The sequence below is a fragment of the Flavobacterium sp. C3NV genome (assembly GCF_046825355.2).
In the GTDB taxonomy this organism is placed as follows: domain Bacteria; phylum Bacteroidota; class Bacteroidia; order Flavobacteriales; family Flavobacteriaceae; genus Flavobacterium.
This window is the reverse complement of record NZ_JBKQBJ020000016.1, coordinates 98,757-120,529: the sequence shown is the minus strand read 5'-3', so window position 1 is coordinate 120,529 and position 21,773 is coordinate 98,757. Positions and strand designations below refer to the sequence as shown.

Genomic DNA, 21,773 nt, shown 5'->3' with positions numbered 1-21,773 from the left:
ACATTGGTTTAAATCCGTGCAATCCGTGGGCAATCCTTATTTCAAGTTAACTTTCGCTGTAGCGGAAATTTCCCCGTTCGAAGTATTTTGAATAAAACCTATTAATTCCCATTCTTTAGCGTTGAAATTTGCAGGTTTTTCAATGGCAATATTTCCTTCTTTTTCATTTAAAGCAAAACTTTTAAGTTGCCTCACAATCTGAACGTGATGTAAAGTGTTTCCCTTGTTTTCGCCTCTTGCTACTTTCGAGATGGCTTCTTTTTGAATTGTGGCAATAAACAAATTGGTATTTTGCTCTAATAGATTGGTTTTAAAATGAATTGCTAAAGAATCTTTCTCAGAATGAACATTAAGTTCCAGATTTGAAGTTTGTCGCATTGCCAAAGCATCAGAAATCTTTTTAGAAAGTGTTGTTTCGTTATAGCCCGCAAATTCTGTAGTTCCGTTGATGATGAATTGTGGCGTGTACATGACATAAAGATTCAGCCATTTTTGATATTGTTGCTGGCGAACGGTAAATTCGTTTGAACTGAATTGATCTTTCCAACCCAAACGATCCCAATAATCAACATGGTACGCCAGGAAATAAATGTTTTTGTCTTTGTTTTCGGTTTGTAGTTTCGCCATCAATTCATCGGCAGGAGGACAGCTCGAACAACCTTCGGAAGTAAAAAGTTCTACAATGGCAAATCCTTTATTATTAGAAGTTTGTATTTCGATTTTCTCTGATTTTAACTTTCCGGATAGTTCTTCGTAACTATCGGGAAACATGAAACAGTTGAGAGAAAATAGTACGGAAAGCGCAATGAGGGCGCTTATTAAAAGTGTATTTTTCATATGATTATTTTGAATGATTGGAAAAAGCGCAATCCCGATGCTAACCTACCGTCTGGAAATCAGTACAACAAATTTTAATTCGTTTAATTTAGTTTGTGAAATTAATTTCACGAAATGAATTAGTGTCAATTAGTGCAATTTGTGTTTAAAATTGAGCTGTAATATTCGTGTCCAAACGGTATGATGCTATTGGGATTGCGAGATTAAAACAGTAAAGCTTTAATGCTTAATTTGATAGTGCGTAAGTTGCCGTGTACAATTTTCTAAACATGATATACGTTACACTCACCATTATAAAAGCAATAATAGCATCGGTAGTCGCAGGAAAACCTAAAACGGCAAGTTTTGAAAAGAAGGCGAAAGTGATATCAAAAAACACTCCGGCAAATACCCATTCTTTCAATCGCAATAATTTGTTCGGAATCAATAAAGTGATTACTCCGGCAACTTTCATTACGCCCAGTAAATAAATAAAATGTTCCGGATAGCCCAGTTGTTGCGTAATTCCCCAAACAATCGGGTTGGTAGTTAATTCGAAAAAACCGCTGGCACCAAACCATAAAGAAGTTAAAATAATTCCTGTCCAGTAAATAATTTTTGTTGTTTTTGTAGTCATGATTTCTATTTTTTAAGTTGATTTATAGGACAAATTTGCGCCATAAGTCATCAATTTAAAATTGAAATAATGTTGAAACGGACAATTTAAACTTTGAAATAGACAATCTCTAAGCTGATCTAATTTAGAAGTTTTTATATTAAAGAAAATTTAGAAATAAAGATTCATAATCACATTAAAACATGATGATTAGAACCAGGTTAATTCACTTGATTTTTTCTAAACGCAGATGGAGTAGTGCCCCGATGTTTTTTGAAGATTTTGTTGAGATGGCTTTCATCATTAAACCCCAATTCGTTTGCAATTTCGCCCACGCGCAAATCACTATAAAGTAATCGGTTTTCGACCAGTTTTATTCGGTATTTCGAGATATAGTCCTGGAGTGTTTCATTGGCTTGTTTCTTAAAATATCTTCCTAAATAAGTTTCAGAAATGCCAAATTTCTCGCTCATAACCGTTACACTTAATTTTTCAGGTTCATAAATATGAGTTTGAATATATTCCAGTAATGTATGCGCTTTTCCGTCAGATTGTTTGTTGATGTTTTCCGGAAGATATTCAGAGATATTTCTGGCAATAATAACAATCAAAGTGTTGATCAATAACTGAATCAGTTCGGTATTGTACAAAGTGGGATTATGATATTCATGCCTAATTGCTTCTATAACCGGATGCACCAGATTTTTGTCTGTAGCTCTTTTTAAAATACATCCCGGCTGATGATGAGCGTGTTGCAAAATGTATTCGAGCTTATAAAGATTATTCGATGTAAAAGGTCCGTTTTTGATGTAAATATCCGTAAAACGCAACTGAAATATAGTCGTTGGACTTTTGATTTCTAAAGAATGGGAATCCTGAGGCGTGATCAAAAAAAGATGTCCCGGTTCGTATGATAATCGATTTTCGTTGATGGTTTGTACACCGGTTCCAGAAACGATATAAAGCAATTCAAAGAAATTGTTACCGACTTCTGTGTGCAGAGATTCGTTTACTTCTTTAAAAATAACTTCGTACGGAAGATATAAATTGGTCTTTATCATAACAACATATTACTAAATTAACGAATGATATTACAATTATAAAATAGTTAAATCAGTATAATTTTGCTCAAAGTTAAATTAAATATTTTAATAATGGACAAAATCACATACAAAACCAGACAACAACAGTTTCAAAAACAAGAGATTACATTACCAATTGCGCCCGCATCTTTTTTCGCGATGACTTTAGGATTGGCTGAAACAGGAAATGCCTGGAGAAACGCCACTTCATTATGGAATTTACCTTCTTATATTGGCGAAGTTTTAGAAGGTTTAGCCATAATTTCTTTTTTATGGTGGTTATTGCTGTATTGTAACAAATGGATTCAGCATCGAAAACTGGCTGTAAACGAATTCAATGATCCTGTACAATCGTCGTTTCTGGCATTAATTCCTGAATCGATTATATTAATGGCAATCGCGATTCATGTTTATAGTTTGTCGATTGCTATATCGTTGTTTTGGATAGGTTCAGTTTTAAATCTTCTTTATGGCGCTTACAAACTTTCGGGTTTATGGACACAAGAACGTCAGGCTGAACAGACAACGCCGTCATTATTCCTGACATTCACGGCAAGTATTTTGGTAAATGCACTCGCAGCCGGATTATTAGGATATAGCAATTATGGTTGTGTACTTCTGGGCATTGGAACCATTTCGTGGCTCATTATGGATTCTGTAATCACACAACAATTAACCGTTGGTGGACTTGGCGCTAAAACCAGAAACTTTATGGGAATTTACATGGCACCGGCCGTGATCTTGTTTGTGGCGTATCAGGTTTTGGCAGGAGAAAATTTAAGTATCCCCATTACTTATGGTTTAATGGGATATGCATTATTTATTTTTACAGCGATAACTTTTGCCTTAAAATGGCTAAAAGAACAAGCTTTTGCACCCGGATATTGGGCGTATACTTTTGGCATTGCAACCTTATCGCAGGGACTTTCGATTTTTGCTTTAAAAACCGCTGATTTTACGGTTTCTATTTTGGCAATAATAATCTTTTGTATTATGAATATTGTGGTTTTAGGAGTTGGAATAGGATCTGTAAAATTGATTTTGAAAGGAAGTTATTTTCCAAAGTAAAAATTCTTATTTAATATTGGAGAGAGTAAACCCGACAGGTTTTAAAAACCTGTCGGGTTTGTCGTGGATGATAAATACTTTAAAAAGAAAACCCGCGTCAACCCTTTAAATCCGTATAACCCGTGGCCCATCAAAAAATAAAAAGTTAAAATATTTGTAAATAAAGACCGAACGGTCTAAATTTGTTCCCTCAAATAAAAAGGCTATGAGTAAAGCAGAAAGAACCAGACAATTTATTATCGAAGCATCGGCTCCTATAATCAACAAAAAGGGGATGGCAGGAACTTCATTGAGCGATATTATGGAAGCTACGAAACTGGCTAAAGGCGGTATTTACGGAAATTTTGAGAACAAAGAAGAGATTTGCAAGGAATCATTTTTGTATCTAAGATCTCAATTGTCTACAAAACTGAATACAGCTGTAGCTGAAGGAAAATCGGCCAAAGAGAAACTGTTTAATTTATTGGATGTCTATGCCAATGACATCAATACCGCAGATGGTTGTCCGATTTTGAATTTTGGAGTCGAAGCTGACGATACTAATCCTGCTATGAAAGAACAGGTAAAAAAAGCCATTCGTTCTGCCCAAAATAGATTTTTTATTATTGCTGAAGAAGGAATAAAAAACAATGAATTATCATCAGAAATCAATCCTGAACATTTTAGCATAAAAGTTTTTGCCATGATTGAAGGCGCTATTTTATGTAGAAAAATTTTAGGAACTGATGATCAAATGAAAATTATTCTGGACAGCATTAAAACCGAATTCGAAAACTATGTATTGTAGTTTTTTTTTGAACTTTTTTAGACCGATCGGTCTAATTTAAAACTAATTAATTTTAAAAAATGAGAACTTTAAAAGAAAATCATAAGGGCTTTAGTACCTTATTAGCTTTATCCCTTATTCCGTTATCCGGATTTGCCACAGATATTTATTTGCCTTCACTTCCTGCTATGGCAAAAGATTTGCACGTTTCTGCGGGAGCCATTCAGCTTTCGTTAGTTTTCTTTATGTTTAGCCTCGGCGTAAGCCAAATTTTTATAGGCAGTATATTAGACAGTTTCGGACGCTTTAAAATTAATATAGCTTCACTTGCCGTGTTTTCAGCCACCAGTTTTGTGATTGCTTTGGTGCCTGATATTTATGTGATTTATGCCATGCGAATCATTCAGGGAATCGCGATTGCTTTTATTGTCATAGCCAAACGAGCTTATTTCGTCGACCTTTATTCGGGTGAAAAACTAAAGAGTTATATCAGTTTATTTTCGATCATTTGGGCGTGTGCACCTATTATGGCGCCGTTTTTAGGAGGATATTTAGAAAGTAGCTTTGGCTGGAGATCCAACTTTTATTTCCTTGGCTGTTTATCATTGCTTTTTTTGGTTTTAGAACTTTTGTATAGCGGAGAATCTCTCAAATATTTTCATCCTTTTAAATTAAAAACCATTGCACAAACCTACTCCGGAATGCTAAGATCAGGCGATTTTACTTTGGGCGTTTTGATTCTCGCAATTTGTTTCGGGCTTGTTGTCGTGTATAGTTTATCCAGTCCGTTTATTGTAGAACGCGTATTGGGATATTCGGCCATTACAACTGGTTATAGTTCTTTACTATCGGGTTTGGCGGTGATGACAGGCGGTATTATTGCCAAATCGCTTATTCATAAACCTTTGGCTAAAAAAGTAACTATTGCCGTTACGGTACAAGTGATTTTGGTATTATTAATGATTTCTACGGCTTCTATTACCAGCAATATTTATACGCTAATAGGTTTTACAATGGGAATCAACGTTTGTGGAGGATTTATTTTTAATAATATTTACGGCTATTGTCTAAGCCGTTTTTCTAAAAATGCCGGAGTAGCCAGCGGACTTACAGGCGGAGGAACTTATATGTTAAGCTCTTTATTCAGTTACGGATTTGTCAATTTATATGCCGTGAAAAGCCAGTTGTTATTAGGGTTTGCTAATATTTCGCTAATCTTTATTGTAGTGATTGTTTTCATGATTTTCAACAGATACAGAGTACAGAATTTGGCAGCTGCTCCTGTTAAATCTTAAAAAATTAAATTCCAAAAATTAAATTCCAAATTCCAACGCTCATTAGAATTTGGAATTTTTTTTAACTTTCTTCTTTTTTCCCAACCAGATTAATAATCCTGTAATAGGTAATGTTAAAGCGAAAAGAGAGACTAAAAATGCCAATATTTTAGTTGGTAAACCATAAATACTTCCGGTATGAATAGGATAGTTCAAACGTCTTAGTTTATCTCCGTTTGAAAAATTCTCATAAGGTCTTGCCTCAATTTCTTTGGCGGTATATTTGTCAAAATAAGCGGCACTGGATTGATTTGGAATGGTTATTTCTGAATATTCTTTTAAGACCAAAATACTATTAATGGTATCCACCGGCATTCTGATTTGGATGTTTCCTGTGTAAGGAAAAATACTATCAGCCTTATTGTAAATGCCTTGGTAAAAGGCCGTGTGATTTAGTTTAGGATCTATTTTCGTTGGGTTTTTTACTTTTGCAGAAGACTTTTTTGTAGTGCCATCAGCTACGAAATAAACTCCGTTTTGAAACCAGCTAAAAGCAAAGTTTAATCCGGTTAGAGCAATAATTAATAGAATTAAAAAGCTATAGAAACCAAAAGTGGAGTGAAAATCCCAGTTGACTCTTTTGAAAGAAGCATTCCATTTTACGGTTAATCTTTGTTTTAGGTTTTTGATTTTCTTTGGCCACCATAAAATTAATCCGGAAATAAGCATAAAGACAAATATCAGACAGGAAGTTCCCATAATGATCTGTCCCGTTTCACCCAGTAATAATTGTCTGTGTATTTTTAGCACAAAAACAAAAAATCTTTTTTCCTGAGGAGTTGTTGCCAGAACTTTTCCGGTGTAAGGATCGATAGAAAAAAATTGTGCTTTTTTATCAGAGTCCTTTCCTAAAACCTGCATGGTACGCGAAGGATCACTAAAAGTATAAATACGGGTAATTTTTTTTATCGAATATTGTTTCTCAAGAATATCGGCACAATAGTCAATAGTCTTTTTGGTGGTTCCAACGGTAGTAACATTATAATATTCCGGATGTATAGCTTTGTCAATTTCTTTTTCAAAAACCAAAATACTACCTGTTAATGCAGCAATAAAAACAATTAAACCAGAACCTAGACCCAACCATAAGTGCAAAAGTCCAATATTTTTTTTAAATCCTTTCTTCATATAGGCTGTTTTCCAGATCAGTCAAATAAAGTGATCCGTAGATTTTGTTAATGTTGTATAGAATTGTTTAATGATTCTAAAATTCTCGCACAAATTTATACTTATTTAGACTCAATATACACTATGTTTCAAAAAAATAATTGCTTTTTTTATTTAAAATAAAACATTCAGATTTCTATTATAAGTTAATCAAAAAGAAAGCCTTAAAAATAGAATTTTACGGGTTAATTTATCCGTTTTACTGACAAGTAAAGTCCTTCAAAATAATATAAAGTTGTCTTTGGTAAATAGAGAAACGGATTGATTTTCTGTTGAATACCTCGTATAAAAGTGAGATACTTTATAATAAATAGAAATTCTACTTGTTAAAGTGTCATTAATTTCTATTTTTGCACTGTTTTTATTAATTCTAAATAAAAACAAAATTAACCAAACTCAAAATCAATGAACTATTTTAGTGTAAGAACATCAAAGTTTTTATTTATTATATGCTTTTTATTTACTGTATGTGCCGCCGTTGCACAACAAAGCCACGGAAAAATTAAAGGGAAAATAACTACTTCTGATGGAAAGCCTGCTTCTGAAGTAAATATTGTTTTAAAGAATTCGAAATATAATATTAGTAGCAATGAGGAGGGGAATTTTGAACTCAGCCGTATAAGAAGCAATTCATATACAATGCAAATATCCTTAACAGGTTACGAAACTGTAGAGCAGCAAATTGTAGTAGCAGATAACGAAACCACGACACTTAATGTGCAATTGAAGGTTTCGAACAAGGAATTACAGGAGGTGGTAATCAATAACAGAAAAAGTCTTCTTTCTAAGAAAACACAATATGTTGCGAGAATGCCTCTTAAAAATATAGAAAATCCTCAGGTTTATAATGTGATACACAAAGAATTGATTCAGGAACAAATTGTAATTGACCCTGCCGGAGCGGTTAGAAACGCACCCGGAGTTGTACCCCTTAATTATCCATCAGGTGGATTTGCGGTTATATTTAGAGGTTTTACGACAGGAATTAATTCCCGAAACGGAATGGAAACACTTTCGGGAAGATCAAGTGTAGGTATTGCAAATGTTGAACGAATAGAAGTATTAAAAGGACCTTCGGGAACTTTATTTGGTTCATCGGCTTCTTCGTTTGGTGGTGTTGTCAATCTGGTTACCAAAAAACCTTTTGAAACTTCGGCTACTGAAATATCCTATACAGCTGGAAGTTTTGGTATAAACCGACTTACAGTAGATCTAAATACTCCATTAACGAAAGATAAAAATGTACTTTTTAGATTGAATGCCGAAGTCAATAATGAAAAAAGTTTCCTGGATTATGGTTTTAATAAAACACTTTCTTTTACGCCAAGTATTATTTTTAAAGCAAGCGAAAAACTTACTTTTAGCGTTGATGCAGAGTTGTTTAAAGTAAATAATACAAGACCGTTATACCCAACTGCAACCGTTGCATCAGGAATAACGAATCCTGGCGATATACAATTAAATTATAAAAAATCGCTGGTTCACGATGATGTCGATGCAAAATCATCTTCGTCTAAAGCTTTTGTTCAGGCCGAATATCAGATAAATGATCGTTGGAAATCGACTACTTTATTTTCTTACGTAAGTGAAGACTTAGATTATAGTTATCAGGTTTTACCAACCTGGACTTCGCCTACAACGGCTACTATGCGCGCAACGCTTTTTGGACCAATTTCGAGTAATTATACTAATATTCAGCAGAATTTTAATGGTGAATTTTCGACAGGAATTTTAAAACATAAAATATTGGCGGGAGTTAATTACAGGTATTATACCGATACATTTTCGTCTACACCAACTCCTGCGGCTCCGTTTAGAACCATTGATGTAACTACTAATTTTAATCCGGTTAGAAGAAGCGAGATTGATAAAGTATTGCTGGCACCGGTGATAAGAGCGGGACGTGATGAATACACTTTTAGCGGATATGCCTCTTACGTATTAAGTGTTGCAGACAGATTATATGCAATGGCAAGTTTACGTTTGGATAATTTTGATCGAAAAGAAAGCGGAACCGTGCCTGGATATAGTCAAAACTCATTGTCACCAAAATTAGGAATAGTATATCAGATTGTGAAGGATCAGGTTTCTGTATTTGGAAATTACATGAACGGATTTCAGAATCTTGCTCCGGTTACACAACCGGGAGGCGAGCAGCTTATATTAGATCCTTTATATGCAAATCAATATGAGGGAGGTATAAAAGCGGAAATGTTTAATAAAAAATTAAGTGCCACAGTAAGTTATTACAAAATCACGAATGATAATGCGCTAATACGCCAAGCTGATTTAACGTACCAACAAGATGGAAAACAGGTGAGTAAAGGAGTTGAATTTGAGTTTCTTGCTAATCCGCTTCCCGGTTTAGATATTACAGCAGGATATGCTTATAATGATAATCGAATTGTGAAGACCAGTGAAGCCAATAAAGCTATCGAAGGCAATAAAGCACAAGATGCTCCTGAAGATGTGGTAAACTTTTGGGCTTCGTATAAATTTCAAAACGTTTTAAAAGGTCTTGGTATTGGTGTTGGTGCAAACTATGTAGATAAAAGTTATATGGCGACTACCAATACTTTTTATATTCCTTCGTACACGATTTATAATCAAACTATATTTTACGAGCAATCAAACTGGAGAGTGGGACTTAAGATAAATAACCTTTCGAACAAAAAATACTGGAGTTCATGGGGAGCACCACAACCTCCGGCAAACTTTTTAGTAAATCTAACATTCAGGTTTTAGAGGATAACTTATTATTTTGTTTTTTTATTTGAGGGTTTCTGGCGGTCTTTTTCGTCAGGAACCTTTTTTTATGTTTCTGCACAACATACATCATCCATAAAAAAATCCCTCAGGTTTTAAAACTGAGGGATTTTGTTTTTATTAATTGTTCTATGTAAAGCAATAAAAATTATTTAGTCACTTTTTTAAATCTCATCATAGGGATATCCTTCATGATCAAATTCAGTTTACCATCTTTATCAATAGAATAACTATCAATATTTTTGATCGTTTTTGTAAACACCTGTTCTCCGCCACCTTCACAGTACATTAAAGTAGCAGGACCTTGTTCACCAAAAGTAAGTGATTTTCCTTTTAATGTAAATGGAGCGCTGTAACCATTACAACCAGCATTTCCTGAAACTTGTTTAGTAGCTTCATCAAATTTAATAAACGGTTTTTTATCCGGAAATAAACCTTCAAAAGCGATGCGTGGGCCGGAAATATACTCAAGTTCCCAAGTTGTATTATAGAGATCGGCAGTTTTTGAAGTGTCTTTCATTGAAGTACAAGAATTAAAAGATAATGCTAAAATAGCGACGAATACTAGTACGTAATTTTTCATAAAATAAGATTTTAAAACATAAATTTAAAGATTTTAATCAAAATTCAGGCCATAAATCTGACTTATTTTTAGTTTTAAACCTTGAAACAACCGAAAATTGAGAGAATTAACGGGTTAGATTATTAAGGTTTAATAAGTTATTGAGATGTCGATTTGCTCGTACACATACAGAAATAAAGTTTTAATTTCTCAACACATGTAAATGTTTTTGCATTTTTTATAGCTGAATTTTGTCTCATCATTAAAAACAAAAAAGATGAAAACATTATTTACCACTCTGGCACTTTTAGTAATATCGCTATCTGTTTCGGCACAACAAATTATTCATAAAAAAGTATTCAGTAAAAAAATGAATAAAGAGATTGAAACAGTTATTATTACTCCAAAACTGATAAAAGGAAAAACCTATAAAACCATTTATATACTTCATGGTTATAGCGGAAATCCTGATCGAACTTACAAACAAGATATTCCGGATCTTGTAGGTAAATCTCAAAAATACAACATGATTTATGTATTAGCCGATGGTAATTTTAATAGTTGGTATGTAGATAGTCCGGTAGATAAATCATCACAATATCAAACTTTTATAGGGAAAGAATTAGTTGATTATATCGATGCTAATTATCCTACTATAAAGGATCGTAAGTCGAGGGGAATTCTGGGTTGGAGTATGGGAGGATATGGTGCATTAAATATTGGAATTTTTTATTCAGATACTTTTGGTATTGTTGGCAGTTCTTGTGGCGCACTGGATTTTAATCGTTTTGGAGAAAATTTTCATAATTATCAGGTAGATAAAGTTTTGGGAGATTTTAGAAGTTTATCCAAAGAGTATTTTACGTTTGATAAAACCAAAAAAATGGCGCAGGCAAATCAGTTTTATATTGTTGATTGTGGTACAGAAGATACGCAGATGATTGATATGAACCGCGATTTTCATCAGCTTTTGACGAATGAAAAAATAGAACATCTTTACATTGAATCTCCGGGTGGACATGACCCAAAGTATTGGAACAAATCTTTGGACAACCAATTGGCTTTGTTTGAAAATTATTTTAATACTGAAAAGTAAGAAATCTAAAATATCAAAAACAGAAAGCGAATTTATTAAAGAGCGAAGGGAAGAAAACAGGCCAAAGAAATTTTTCTTTTGCCTGTTTTTTTATGATATAAGCAGAAAGTATATTTTGCTATCTTTATAAAATAATTTTATAATCATGACGATACAGCAATTAAAATATATAGTAGCATTAGATGAAGAACGTCATTTTGCACGAGCTGCCGAAGTTTGTATGGTTACACAGCCCGGACTTACGATTCAGTTAAAAAATCTCGAAGAAGAAATAGGTATTAAAATTTTCGATCGAAATAAAGTTCCGTTAACACCTACAACACTTGGAATTGAGATTATAAACAAAGCAAAGAAAATACTTCGCGAAGCCGATGAAATCAGGGATTTTGTGGTAAACGAAAAAAACTTATTAGAGGGAGAAGTTAGAGTAGGAGTAATTTCGACTTTATCTCCTTATTTGATTCCGTTGTTTATAAAGGCCATGAAAGAGGCAACTCCCAAAGTGCATTTTATTATAAGAGAAGCCAATACGGGACAATTGATGAAAGAATTGGAAACCGGATCGCTAGATGTGGTTTTGATGGCAACGCCAACCGGAAACCCTAATTTAATCGAACATCCTATTTTTAAAGAGCCTTTTGTAGCTTATTTAAACGAGCATCACCCAATGGCGAATAATGAGTTTTATGAACTTCAGCCGGGTGATAAAACAGAATTATTATTGCTTCATAGTGAATTTTGCTATAACGCACAATTGCTGGATATCTGCGGAATCAAATCTCCGGGAAAATTAAAAGAGCAGTTTACGTATGATATAAGTTCAATCGAAACCTTAAAAAATCTGGTTCGTGCCCAATTAGGATTTGCCATTATACCGGAACTTTCTATTTTGAACGAAAATAATTCGGGACTTTTTAAACCTTTTAAAGAACCTAAGCCGGTAAGAGAAATTAGTTTGGTGGTTTCTGATTCCTTTTCGAAAAAACTATTGCTCGAAAAAATGAACGAAGCGATCTGGAATTGTCTTCCGGATTCCCTCAAAAAAGATTTTGCGTATCGAAAAATACGCTGGAATGATTCACCTTATTTTGCCAAATCAGTTAGTGATTATATAAAATCACATTCTAAAGCTTAAAAATAAATTCCAAATTTTTTAAATTCCAAACTGGAAATAGAAACTCCAATAAAAAGCTCCAAAATTCCAATTTTAAAGAGAAACTCCAAATAAAAAAAATCCAAATTCCAACTTGAAGGCAAGCCAATTGGAATTTGGAATTTAAAAAATTTGGAATTTATTTTTAATTTATTTTTTAGAAGCAGCAATTATAACTTTTGCTACAGCCTCTGGTTGCGAAATAAACACTACGTGGCTTCCTTTTATTTCTGTAATTTTTGTATTCGAACGTTTGTACATGGCGCGTTCTATTTCAGGAGATATACTTTTGTCTTCAGTTGCTACGATTCCGTACGAAGGTTTATTTCTCCAGGCTGCTTTTGTGATCGGAGTTCCAAATCCTTTTGCGTAGAATGCGCCTTGAGAAGCATACATAAAATCAGCGTCTTCCTTGCTGATATCACCAGCAAAACCAGCATGAAATTTAGCTTTATCATAATAAACCACTCCTTTGTCATCTGGGCTTAAAACACCATTTTCAGGAGCTGGAGGAGCCGTCATTAACCATTGCACAGAAGTTTCTCCGTTATCAGGCTGTAAAGCTGCTACATAAACCAAAGCCGCTACTTTTGGATGATTTCCGGCTTCTGTAATTACAGTACCACCCCAGGAATGTCCTACCAAAATTGTTGGTCCATCTTGTTTGTCCAGGGCTAAATTAGTTACTCTTACATCATCTTCAAGAGAGCTTAAAGGGTTTTGAACGATGGTAACGTTATATCCTTTTTTAGTTAATACCTGATATAAACCTTTCCAGCCAGAACCATCAGCGAATGCACCGTGTACTAATACAACGTTTTTAATTTGCGGATCTGTAGCTTGCGCATTAGAATTTGCTGTTGCAAATAAGAAACTAAAAATAAGTACTGCGAACATGAAATAACGATTCAATTGTTCTTTTAATGCTATTGTTTTCATAATTGTATGTTTTTAAATTGTATGTTTTTTAAATTATTGTTTTGTTGTTTTAATTGTTGTGTCAGGCTGAGCGAAGTCGAAGCGCCCCGCTCAGGTTGACATAAAGTATTTAGTTTAATGTTACTGATAAAGTAATTTCAGTATTTAATAATTTTGAGATAGGACAAATTTCTTTTGCTTTTTGTGCTGCTTTCTGAAAATCTTCTTCTGTAATTCCCGGAACTTTTCCGTTAAGGATTAATTGGATCAAAGTGATTGTTCCGTCTTCAAAAGTTACTTTTGCTTCTGTGCTTAAATCTTCCGGAATAAATCCTGCTTCAGAAAGTAAAAAGCTTAACTGCATGGTAAAACAGCCAGAATGTGCCGCTGCGATTAATTCTTCAGGATTGGTTCCTACACCTTCTTCAAAACGGGTTTTAAAAGATAATTGGGCATTATCTAAAGTGGTACTTTGAGTGCTAATAGTACCTTTTCCTTCCATTCCTGTACCTTTCCAGTTTGCGTTTGCTCTTCTTGTAAATTTCATGATCTTAATTTTTATAGTTATTTATTTAATGATTCAAATCGTTTGTTTGATTTTGATGAGACAAATTTATAGCGATAGTTATTATTAATCAAATTAATAATTTTTTACCATTATAAAATTAATTTATAATGATAGGGTTTTTTGAAATCTGTGTGCCACTAATCCTGAGCCAAAGACCTGAAATCATTGCTTTTTGGGATATTTATAAGAAGCAGAGAATAAATAATACAAATGAAAAAAGGACATTAAATATTTAAATGTTTTACACTTAAGTATTTAATATCCCTTAAAAATTAAATAAATATCAGATTTGTCTACAAGAGTATAAGTCTGTTGTTCATTAATTGTTTGATCTAAATTACAAACTTGCGGTATTTAGCAAAGCAAGATCTTCAGTATCCAACTGTATTGTAGTTGCATTGATTAACTCTTTTAGTTGCTCTGGATTTGTTGCGCTTACTATTGGTGCTGCAATTTCAGGTTGATGCATTACCCACGCCAATGCAATTGTTCCCGGAACAGAATGATGTTTTGCGGTTACAGTATCAAGTGCTTTTAGAATTCTAAATCCTTTTTCGTTTAAATATTTCTCTACAAATGCACCTCTTTTACTGTCTTTTAGATCGCTTTGTTCACGATATTTTCCGCTTAAGAAACCACTTGCCAAAGAAAAATAGCTGATAACACTTAAATTATTTTTTGCAGTAATTGGTTTTATATTATCTTCAAAATCATGACGATCATATAAATTATATTCAGGTTGAAAAGTTTGATAAGCAGGAAGATTATTGTTCTTGCTAATTGTAAGCGATTCCTGTAAACGTTCAGGCGTAAAGTTTGAAGCGCCAATTATCCTTACTTTTCCTGCTTTGATAAGACTGTCGTAAGCCTCGAGAGTTTCTTCGATAGGAGTAGAAAGATCATCATAATGAGATTGATACAAATCTATATAATCGGTTTGAAGGCGTTTTAATGAATCTTCGGCAGCCTGAATAATATACTTTTTACTTAATCCTTTTTTAGTTTCAGAGAATTCGGCACCTACTTTTGTAGCCAGAATAATTTTATCTCTTTTACCGGATTCTTTCAGCCATTTTCCAATAGCCAATTCCGATTCTCCACCTTCGTGACCTTCTACCCATTTTGAGTAAACATCTGCCGTATCTAAGGTATTGAATCCTGCATCTGTAAATTGATCTAACAAATTTGCTGTCATTTTTTGGTCGGTAGTCCAGCCAAATACATTGGTTCCAAATACCAGTGGCGCAATTTCAATACTAGAATTGCCTAATTTTTTATTTTGTATCATAATTTTTAAATTTTAATCAAAAGTAATTGTTTAATGAACTTTTGTATTTGTAAATAATAAAAAATGTAAATTTGTTCATTATATATGAACTTATGAATCAGTCGGTCAAAAAAACATTTCAAATTTTAGAATATATTGCTTCAAGCGGTAATTTCGTGAGACTTAACGACGTAGCTAAGGCTTTGGATTTAAAGAAAAATTCTGTGCATAGTTTTTTAGACAGTCTTAAACAACTGGGCTATTTAGAGCAAGATGAAGTAAGTCCGAGATATAGAATAACATCAAAACTGGAGTGTTTGTATGCTCCTTTATTATCTGTGAATGAGCTCAAAAGTGAGTTACGGCCTATTTTAGAAAAAATAACCCAACTTACCAATGAATCTTCTTATCTCGCGGTACAAATGGGATCTTATTACAGACATGAACTTAAATGCGAACCCAACAGGGCAGTAAAAATCACGCTTAATACCGGTAAAGAGTACGAAATGGCAACTACGGCTATAGGAAAATCATTTCTTGCTTTTTCAGCCCATTTACAAACCAATTTAAGTAAGCAATATACTCCAGAAATGGCAGCCACAATTGAAACCGAAATTAAAACCATAATAAAAGCGGGTTATGCTTTGGATGTTCAGGCCTATGATCCTGATTTGAATTGTGTGGCAATGCCTATATTTTACAAGAATAAACCAATTGCAGTACTTTGCGTTTCGGGCCCTTCGTTTAGATTTAAGGAACCACAATTTATAGAATCCTTACGTATAATGGAATCCCTGATTAAGGAACATGGAAAATACGATAGCAAACTGACAATTTAAAAGTAGAAATTTCTCTTTTATTTATGATTAATAATAACCACTTTTTGAAAACGCCCGTGATGACTTATCGAAACATCTTTCAGAACATTTGATGATAATGTAGTTAGGAAAGGTATTCCGTTTTCATCTTTAATAATGTTTTTCTTTTCAATTTCAATAACATGATCCAAATGCTTTGCATGCATAACAGCAACGGTATGTAAACTATCTTTAGAGATTGTAGTTTTTGTATAATAGGTATAGTCCGGACAATTTACTATTCCCGTAACGTGATGTTCATTTTTTGAGATGATAGTACACGCCAGTTTGTGAGGAATATATTTCCTTATTTTGGTTTGACGGTTATATATTTTATAGGCTGCTTCTTTCATACTCCAAAGCAGCCATACGATCATTTCAGGATCTGATGTCTTAGATATTAGCAATTGTTCAGAAGCAGTAAAGAGCTTTTCGACAAAACCTTTACGTTGCCAGTTGCTTTCCTTTCGGGATTGCATCATATCTATAACATCATTACCAATCATTTCGCAGCGAGCTTTTCAGCTATAATTTCGACCGAAGTTTTTACATCGAGCATTCGTTCCATATCAGTATTATCAATCACGACATCAAATGCTTCTTCGATATCCAGAATAATGTCTACCAAGTTTGCCGAATTTATATTCAAATCATTAATAAAATCAGTGTCTTCGGTAAGGTTGTCATAAGCTTCGATATTGGTTGTGTAAGGCTTAATGATCAATTTTAGCTTGGCAATAAGTTCTTCTTTATTCATATTAGTTTTCAAATTTTTTAAAGATTATACAGGCATTTACATCACCAAAACCAAAACTGGCTTTAGCAATTATATTCAGATTTTTATCGATTGTTTTTAAAGGTACTTTTGAAGCATCAATCAAGGCCGTAATTTCAGGATGAAGATCTTTGCAATTAGTATTTCCAAATAAAAAACCTTCATGAAGCTGGAGTACCGTAGCAACACTTTCGATACTTCCGGCGGCGCTCAGGCAATGTCCGGTCATACTTTTCAAGGAATTGATATACGGAAAGTTAGTTCCCTTTCGATCTAATGCTTTAGTCCAGTTATCAATTTCGAGACTGTCTTTTGTAGTGGCGGTAAGATGACCGTTTATAGCATCAATATCAGTTGCAGAAATTCCTGCATTTTGTATTGCATCAGTAATACATCGCTGAACCGCTGTGCTGTTAGGAGCGGTCATACTGCCGTTACCGCGTTGTCCGCCGGAGTTTACATTTCCTCCTAATATTTCGGCGTAAATGGTGGCGCCTCGTTCTAAGGCACTTTCAAGATCTTCGATTACTAAAGCTCCGGCACCGCTTCCGGGAACAAATCCTGCTGCGCTGGCACTCATAGGTCTGGAACCTTGTTTGGGCGTATCATTATATTTAGAACTGCAAACCCTAAGAGCATCAAAACCTGCCCAGATATACGGTCCGCTATCGCCGGTACTTCCTGCTAATATGCGTTTTGCCTGTCCGGCTTGTATACGGTCGTAGGCCATCATGATAGCTTCGGTTCCTGTCGCACAGGCAGATGAATTTGTGGTAACCTGATTACCTAAACCAAGTTTGCCACCAAGATAAGCGCTAATACCGCTATTCATGGTTTGAGCTACAACGGTGCTTCCCAATCGTCGAACTTGTAATTCGTCTATTTTATAAATGCTTTCGCGAAATTTATCGATACCTGATGTTCCTGATCCAAAAATGGTTCCGCTGTTCCAATCCGGTTCTTCATTGTTTTCGATTGATAATCCGGCATTTTTCCAGGCTTCTATTCCAGCAATTACACCGTATAAAATTCCTGTACTATTAAAACCGCGGAGCTCTAATTCTGTAAAATACTCTAATTTTAATTCGTCTGAAATTGGTGGCTGACCTGCAATCTGACAAGAAAATTGCAATTCCTGTAATTGCGCATCATGACGAATTCCCGAAATACTATTTCTCAGTGAATGGGTAAACGCAGGAATCCCAACCCCGTTTGGAGCTGCTACGCCTAAGCCTGTTATTACAATTCTTTTGCTCATAATTTTGTTGTGATCATTCCGGATAAGACACCTTTGCAAACTTCTTGTCCGGCTTCGTTTGTCATAATTACATCACACTTAAGTTTTCCAAACCTGAAAAATATTTTTTGCGATGTAACGGTTACTTTCTCGTTTGGATACACAGGTTTTAAAAAATGCATATCTGCTGAAGTAAAAGCAACTACTGTATCTTTATTGAAGGTATCCTTTAATAAATAAATCCCCAGGCAAACCATACCTATTTGCGCCATTGTTTCGGTTAAAATAACACCTGGAGTCACCGGATTTCCACTAAAATGACCTTTATAAAAATCAAGATCTTCACTATAAGTATACGTTCCGGTAATACTGTTTTCATCTACATGTAATAGCTCATCTACAAAATGAAAAGGTTTACTATAAGGCAACTTTGCTAAAATATTTTCTAAAGTCATAATTTGTTTCGTTTAATAATTTGATGTCTAATGGAACGCGGATAAAACGGATTTACTTCGTAAAGACACGGATGAAACCGGATTGTTTAAATGTTAGTAAAATCCAATGTTTTAAAATCATATTTAATATGTGTATAATTTGAACGCGGATAAAGCGGATTTACTTCGTAAAGACGCGGATTAAAACGGATTTTTTTTAATATCAGCAAAAATCCGTTTTAATCTGCGTTTTCGCCTTGCGAATCAGTAAAATCCGCGTCTAATTTTATATAACAATAATCAAATTCGTTACTATTACCACTGCAACAAAACACGCTGTGCCGAAAATCCGGGGCCAAAACTCAGCATTAATCCTTTTTCTCCCGTTTTTGGTTTTTCATCCATAATTTGTTCTAAAACATATAAAACTGTTGCGCTTGACATATTACCGTATTGTTTCAGGACTTCTTTAGTAGCGTCGATATTTTTGCCTAATCCCGAGAAGAGAGCTTCTACGGTATTGACTATTTTTTTTCCTCCCGGATGAAAAATCATATGATCGATATCTTTGATTTCTAAATTGTTTTTTTTCAGAAACGGATGAATGATATCTCCAAAATGAGAAGAAATCGTATCCGGAACTTCGATATCCAATACCATTTGCAAACCTGAATTAGTCAGTTTAAAACCCATCATATGTTCGGCATCATAAAAATGATACATTTCTTCATTTAGTATTTCAGGGCCGTAATCTTCTTCGTAAGATGACAATAAACAACAGGCAGCTCCATCGCCAAAAATGGCAGCACTAACTATATTAGGCATCGAAAAATCATTCAACTGAAAAGTCGCCGTTGGAGATTCTACCGCTATAACCGCAGCACGTTTCCCCGGATTGGCTTTCAGGAAGTTTTTGGCATATATAATACCTGATATTCCGGCTGCACAGCCCATTTCAGTTACCGGAAGCCTTATGATATCCTGTTTTAGTTTCATTTTATTAATGAGATAAGCATCCAGAGACGGAATCATTATCCCTGTACAACTTACTGTAATAATGTAATCCAGCGTTTGCGGATCCCAACCTGCTTTGTTAAGCGCTTTTTCTAATACTTGTTCGCCCAGAATAATCACTTCACGGCTGTAAATATCATTTTTATCTTCAAATGATGTGGCTGTAAAAACTTCTTCGGGATCCATGATCGAGTAGCGTTTGTCTACAGCTGCACCTTCAAAAATCTTTTTTACTTTTTTGATGAAACGTTCGTCCTGATCCTGCAGCCACACATCCAAAAACGGAAGTATGTCTGCTGTTGCTCGTGAATATTTGGGTAGTTGCTTGGCAACTGATATAATTTTTACACTCATTTTTTTGCAATTATCCATTGGTAACGAAAAGCCCATTTCCAGTTTATGGTATAGTTTTTTAAATTCAGTTTTTTAGAGAAATTCTCCAGTTCCTTTTTCTTAAATCCCCTTAATATAGAGACAAGTCCATCTTCGCGTGACATCTTATTTAATTTGAAAACAGCGCAAACCTTTTCAAAAAGACGATAAGCTAATTTACTGCGGTGCAAATCGTTAATAACAATTCCAATGTTGGCATTGTTATTAAAGGTAGTCATTATATTTAATATTTGGTCGTTGTCAAAGTGGTGCAGGGTAAGGGTACATAAAACAATATCATACTGAATAGCATTAAAATCTTTGCTGAAAATATCGACACATAAATAGTCAATATTAGAGTATTCAGTTGATAATTCTTTGGCATATTTTATAGTAAAAGCATTTGCATCTATACCAATAAGTTTAAGATTCAGGTTGTTTTTCTGGCCGTATTTCGCCAGCATACGCAGCATATCTCCGTTACCGCAGCCTATATCTGCAATTGTTATTGTTTTAGCAGGATCCGATTTTTTTAGTAATATTTTCAGTCCGTGTAGCGTGAGTTTATTACCGCCCAATAACCTGTTAATACTGGCAATTTTATCCAACGCTTCCTGCAATTCTTTTCCTTCCAGAAAAAAATCATCCATTATCTCTGTTTCCTGTGTTCTGTATTTAGTATTTATGGTCATTTAATCAATTGCTATTGGTTTGCCGTGCGTTTGTTTAATTATTGCGGGTAGTAGGGCAGGTAACGCTACTGTAATGGCAACGAGGGTATTGGTAATGGTTTTGTTTCTTAAAACCTTAGCCAAAAGCCTTCCTATGAATAAGCGTTTACCAAAATGTTTTTTCCATTGTTTTGTATAGCTTTTTTCTAATTCTTCTCTCGACTTTATTTTTTCAGAATAATAATCTAAGACTAATTCTGATGCGATTTTGGCGCTGTGTATGGCCATTGCCATTCCGTTGCCACATAAAGGATGAATAAGCCCGGCCGTATCACCAATCATTAAAATATGGTTTTCTACGGGGAGCTTTTTATCAAAAGAGATCTGACTTATGGTAAGAGGTTTATCAAAAAGAAGTGTACTGTTTTCGAATACAGCTTTCAGATGTTTGTTTTTATACAATACATTCTGCTGGTATTCTTCGATATTTTTATATTGTTTAAAGGTCGCATAATCGGCCAGATAGCAAATATTGATAATGTCATTTTCTACTTTCGAAACGCCGCAATAACCACCTTTAAAATTGTGAAGTGCCACGACATCATTAGGGAAATTTCCGTAATAATGCGCTTTTACGGCTAACCACGGAGACTTTTTTACAAAGAAATCACGCGATAACACCTGATCGATATTCGAACGTTTGCCAAAAGCGCCCAATACTATTTTTGCTGATACAACCTGATTGGCAGTGGTAATCGTAAAGAGATCATTTTCGAAAGAAATATCGGTAACCATTTTTTTTATAATATTGCAGCCATTTGTGACTGCTTTTTGATATAAAAAGTTATCCAACTGATACCTGCTGATACCAAAACCACCTAATGGAAGATTTGCCGAAGCTGTTTTTCCTTTACGTGTGGTAAACTCAAATTTATTGATAGTAGTAGGATGTAACTTTGAAATATCGGCTCTAAGCCAATGAAGATATGGTAAGATCTCATTCGAGACATATTCGCCACATACTTTATGACGCGGATAGCTGGATTTTTCTATTAATGTTACTTTTAATCCTTTTTGAGACAGATGTAAAGCGCTCGCCAAACCGGCAAGACCGCCTCCAATAATAACTACATCTGAATTTGTTTTCATACTAAGCAATTTAGCTATTATATCTCAAATATTTAATACATTTTTATAGTAAAATTGCTTAAAATTTGCAACGATAAATCTGGTT

The 21,773-nt window shown here is 34.3% G+C and carries 22 protein-coding genes; 7 read left to right on the top strand and 15 right to left on the bottom strand.

The window, feature by feature from the left end:
* Positions 1–36: 36 nt before the first annotated feature.
* From ACIDC4_RS20065 to ACIDC4_RS20055, 3 genes are all read right to left on the bottom strand, one after another.
* Positions 37–837 carry a DUF1223 domain-containing protein gene (locus ACIDC4_RS20065; RefSeq protein ID WP_412044260.1) on the bottom strand — a complete coding sequence of 267 codons (801 nt, stop codon included), beginning with the start codon at positions 835–837 and terminating at the stop codon, positions 37–39.
* Positions 838–1,063: 226 nt separating this feature from the next.
* On the bottom strand, positions 1,064–1,453 hold the full coding sequence (locus ACIDC4_RS20060) for a DoxX family protein (RefSeq protein ID WP_412044259.1): 390 nt from the start codon (positions 1,451–1,453) through the stop codon (positions 1,064–1,066).
* Between the two features lie 200 nt (positions 1,454–1,653).
* Positions 1,654–2,493: an AraC family transcriptional regulator gene (locus ACIDC4_RS20055; RefSeq protein ID WP_412044258.1), complete on the bottom strand. Its 840-nt coding sequence runs from the start codon at positions 2,491–2,493 to the stop codon at positions 1,654–1,656.
* A 93-nt stretch (positions 2,494–2,586) separates the two neighbouring features.
* On the opposite strand from ACIDC4_RS20055, the gene ACIDC4_RS20050 reads away from it, so the two are divergent.
* The 3 genes from ACIDC4_RS20050 to ACIDC4_RS20040 all read left to right on the top strand — a co-directional run bounded on the left by ACIDC4_RS20050 (position 2,587) and on the right by ACIDC4_RS20040 (position 5,643).
* Positions 2,587–3,582, top strand: a complete 996-nt coding sequence (locus tag ACIDC4_RS20050) for an SLAC1 family transporter (RefSeq protein WP_412044257.1) — start codon at positions 2,587–2,589, stop codon at positions 3,580–3,582.
* A gap of 205 nt (positions 3,583–3,787) precedes the next feature.
* Positions 3,788–4,369 (top strand): TetR/AcrR family transcriptional regulator, encoded by a 582-nt coding sequence (locus ACIDC4_RS20045; RefSeq protein ID WP_412044256.1) that lies wholly within the window; start codon positions 3,788–3,790, stop codon positions 4,367–4,369.
* A gap of 59 nt (positions 4,370–4,428) precedes the next feature.
* Complete coding sequence (locus tag ACIDC4_RS20040; RefSeq protein WP_412044255.1) at positions 4,429–5,643, top strand: MFS transporter; 1,215 nt, start codon at positions 4,429–4,431, stop codon at positions 5,641–5,643.
* Positions 5,644–5,685: 42 nt separating this feature from the next.
* Here the strand turns inward: ACIDC4_RS20040 and ACIDC4_RS20035 are convergent, their stop codons facing one another.
* On the bottom strand, positions 5,686–6,810 hold the full coding sequence (locus ACIDC4_RS20035; RefSeq protein WP_412044254.1) for a PepSY-associated TM helix domain-containing protein: 1,125 nt from the start codon (positions 6,808–6,810) through the stop codon (positions 5,686–5,688).
* Positions 6,811–7,254: 444 nt separating this feature from the next.
* On the opposite strand from ACIDC4_RS20035, the gene ACIDC4_RS20030 reads away from it, so the two are divergent.
* Entirely contained in the window at positions 7,255–9,594 is a 2,340-nt protein-coding gene (locus ACIDC4_RS20030) for a TonB-dependent siderophore receptor (RefSeq protein ID WP_412044253.1), read from the top strand.
* Positions 9,595–9,763: 169 nt separating this feature from the next.
* Here ACIDC4_RS20030 and ACIDC4_RS20025 read toward each other — a convergent pair whose 3' ends face one another.
* Positions 9,764–10,198, bottom strand: coding sequence for an META domain-containing protein (locus ACIDC4_RS20025; protein WP_412044252.1), 435 nt, complete (start codon positions 10,196–10,198; stop codon positions 9,764–9,766).
* 256 nt (positions 10,199–10,454) lie between these two features.
* Here ACIDC4_RS20025 and ACIDC4_RS20020 point away from each other — a divergent pair, with 256 nt between their 5' ends.
* Both ACIDC4_RS20020 and ACIDC4_RS20015 read left to right on the top strand, forming a co-directional pair.
* Complete coding sequence (locus ACIDC4_RS20020; protein WP_412044251.1) at positions 10,455–11,273, top strand: alpha/beta hydrolase; 819 nt, start codon at positions 10,455–10,457, stop codon at positions 11,271–11,273.
* Between the two features lie 145 nt (positions 11,274–11,418).
* On the top strand, positions 11,419–12,408 hold the full coding sequence (locus ACIDC4_RS20015) for a hydrogen peroxide-inducible genes activator (protein ID WP_412044250.1): 990 nt from the start codon (positions 11,419–11,421) through the stop codon (positions 12,406–12,408).
* Between the two features lie 168 nt (positions 12,409–12,576).
* On the opposite strand, the gene ACIDC4_RS20010 is transcribed toward ACIDC4_RS20015, so the two are convergent.
* The 3 genes from ACIDC4_RS20010 to ACIDC4_RS20000 form a co-directional block, all read right to left on the bottom strand.
* Entirely contained in the window at positions 12,577–13,365 is a 789-nt protein-coding gene (locus ACIDC4_RS20010) for an alpha/beta hydrolase (protein WP_412044249.1), read from the bottom strand.
* Positions 13,366–13,474: 109 nt separating this feature from the next.
* Positions 13,475–13,891, bottom strand: coding sequence for an OsmC family protein (locus tag ACIDC4_RS20005; protein WP_412044248.1), 417 nt, complete (start codon positions 13,889–13,891; stop codon positions 13,475–13,477).
* 358 nt (positions 13,892–14,249) lie between these two features.
* Entirely contained in the window at positions 14,250–15,200 is a 951-nt protein-coding gene (locus tag ACIDC4_RS20000) for an aldo/keto reductase (RefSeq protein ID WP_412044247.1), read from the bottom strand.
* Between the two features lie 71 nt (positions 15,201–15,271).
* On the opposite strand from ACIDC4_RS20000, the gene ACIDC4_RS19995 reads away from it, so the two are divergent.
* Entirely contained in the window at positions 15,272–16,018 is a 747-nt protein-coding gene (locus ACIDC4_RS19995; protein ID WP_412044246.1) for an IclR family transcriptional regulator, read from the top strand.
* Positions 16,019–16,035: 17 nt separating this feature from the next.
* Here ACIDC4_RS19995 and ACIDC4_RS19990 read toward each other — a convergent pair whose 3' ends face one another.
* From ACIDC4_RS19990 to ACIDC4_RS19960, 7 genes are all read right to left on the bottom strand, one after another.
* Positions 16,036–16,542, bottom strand: coding sequence for a 4'-phosphopantetheinyl transferase family protein (locus ACIDC4_RS19990; RefSeq protein WP_412044245.1), 507 nt, complete (start codon positions 16,540–16,542; stop codon positions 16,036–16,038).
* Positions 16,539–16,793, bottom strand: a complete 255-nt coding sequence (locus ACIDC4_RS19985) for an acyl carrier protein (RefSeq protein WP_412044244.1) — start codon at positions 16,791–16,793, stop codon at positions 16,539–16,541. The genes ACIDC4_RS19990 and ACIDC4_RS19985 overlap by 4 nt, the downstream gene beginning before the upstream one ends.
* Position 16,794: 1 nt before the next feature.
* Positions 16,795–18,069: a beta-ketoacyl-[acyl-carrier-protein] synthase family protein gene (locus ACIDC4_RS19980; protein WP_412044243.1), complete on the bottom strand. Its 1,275-nt coding sequence runs from the start codon at positions 18,067–18,069 to the stop codon at positions 16,795–16,797.
* Positions 18,066–18,503 (bottom strand): 3-hydroxyacyl-ACP dehydratase FabZ family protein, encoded by a 438-nt coding sequence (locus tag ACIDC4_RS19975; protein ID WP_412044242.1) that lies wholly within the window; start codon positions 18,501–18,503, stop codon positions 18,066–18,068. The genes ACIDC4_RS19980 and ACIDC4_RS19975 overlap by 4 nt, the downstream gene beginning before the upstream one ends.
* 294 nt (positions 18,504–18,797) lie before the next feature.
* Complete coding sequence (locus ACIDC4_RS19970; protein ID WP_412044241.1) at positions 18,798–19,850, bottom strand: type III polyketide synthase; 1,053 nt, start codon at positions 19,848–19,850, stop codon at positions 18,798–18,800.
* Positions 19,847–20,560, bottom strand: a complete 714-nt coding sequence (locus ACIDC4_RS19965) for a methyltransferase domain-containing protein (RefSeq protein ID WP_412044240.1) — start codon at positions 20,558–20,560, stop codon at positions 19,847–19,849. Before ACIDC4_RS19965 ends, ACIDC4_RS19970 begins: the two co-directional genes overlap by 4 nt.
* On the bottom strand, positions 20,561–21,688 hold the full coding sequence (locus ACIDC4_RS19960; RefSeq protein ID WP_412044239.1) for an NAD(P)/FAD-dependent oxidoreductase: 1,128 nt from the start codon (positions 21,686–21,688) through the stop codon (positions 20,561–20,563).
* Positions 21,689–21,773 lie beyond the last annotated feature (85 nt).

Bases quoted from the DNA above. Each gene is read 5' to 3' on its own strand.
- ACIDC4_RS20025 (WP_412044252.1), bottom strand. From the start codon at position 10,198: ATGAAAAATTACGTACTAGTATTCGTCGCTATTTTAGCATTATCTTTT.
- ACIDC4_RS20035 (WP_412044254.1), bottom strand. From the start codon at position 6,810: ATGAAGAAAGGATTTAAAAAAAATATTGGACTTTTGCACTTATGGTTG.
- ACIDC4_RS19985 (WP_412044244.1), bottom strand. From the start codon at position 16,793: ATGAATAAAGAAGAACTTATTGCCAAGCTAAAATTGATCATTAAGCCT.
- ACIDC4_RS20015 (WP_412044250.1), top strand. From the start codon at position 11,419: ATGACGATACAGCAATTAAAATATATAGTAGCATTAGATGAAGAACGT.
- ACIDC4_RS20055 (WP_412044258.1), bottom strand. From the start codon at position 2,493: ATGATAAAGACCAATTTATATCTTCCGTACGAAGTTATTTTTAAAGAA.
- ACIDC4_RS20045 (WP_412044256.1), top strand. From the start codon at position 3,788: ATGAGTAAAGCAGAAAGAACCAGACAATTTATTATCGAAGCATCGGCT.
- ACIDC4_RS20010 (WP_412044249.1), bottom strand. From the start codon at position 13,365: ATGAAAACAATAGCATTAAAAGAACAATTGAATCGTTATTTCATGTTC.
- ACIDC4_RS19970 (WP_412044241.1), bottom strand. From the start codon at position 19,850: ATGAGTGTAAAAATTATATCAGTTGCCAAGCAACTACCCAAATATTCA.
- ACIDC4_RS20000 (WP_412044247.1), bottom strand. From the start codon at position 15,200: ATGATACAAAATAAAAAATTAGGCAATTCTAGTATTGAAATTGCGCCA.
- ACIDC4_RS20030 (WP_412044253.1), top strand. From the start codon at position 7,255: ATGAACTATTTTAGTGTAAGAACATCAAAGTTTTTATTTATTATATGC.
- ACIDC4_RS20060 (WP_412044259.1), bottom strand. From the start codon at position 1,453: ATGACTACAAAAACAACAAAAATTATTTACTGGACAGGAATTATTTTA.
- ACIDC4_RS19975 (WP_412044242.1), bottom strand. From the start codon at position 18,503: ATGACTTTAGAAAATATTTTAGCAAAGTTGCCTTATAGTAAACCTTTT.
- ACIDC4_RS19965 (WP_412044240.1), bottom strand. From the start codon at position 20,560: ATGACCATAAATACTAAATACAGAACACAGGAAACAGAGATAATGGAT.
- ACIDC4_RS20040 (WP_412044255.1), top strand. From the start codon at position 4,429: ATGAGAACTTTAAAAGAAAATCATAAGGGCTTTAGTACCTTATTAGCT.
- ACIDC4_RS20020 (WP_412044251.1), top strand. From the start codon at position 10,455: ATGAAAACATTATTTACCACTCTGGCACTTTTAGTAATATCGCTATCT.
- ACIDC4_RS19980 (WP_412044243.1), bottom strand. From the start codon at position 18,069: ATGAGCAAAAGAATTGTAATAACAGGCTTAGGCGTAGCAGCTCCAAAC.
- ACIDC4_RS19990 (WP_412044245.1), bottom strand. From the start codon at position 16,542: ATGATTGGTAATGATGTTATAGATATGATGCAATCCCGAAAGGAAAGC.
- ACIDC4_RS19960 (WP_412044239.1), bottom strand. From the start codon at position 21,688: ATGAAAACAAATTCAGATGTAGTTATTATTGGAGGCGGTCTTGCCGGT.
- ACIDC4_RS20050 (WP_412044257.1), top strand. From the start codon at position 2,587: ATGGACAAAATCACATACAAAACCAGACAACAACAGTTTCAAAAACAA.
- ACIDC4_RS20065 (WP_412044260.1), bottom strand. From the start codon at position 837: ATGAAAAATACACTTTTAATAAGCGCCCTCATTGCGCTTTCCGTACTA.
- ACIDC4_RS20005 (WP_412044248.1), bottom strand. From the start codon at position 13,891: ATGAAATTTACAAGAAGAGCAAACGCAAACTGGAAAGGTACAGGAATG.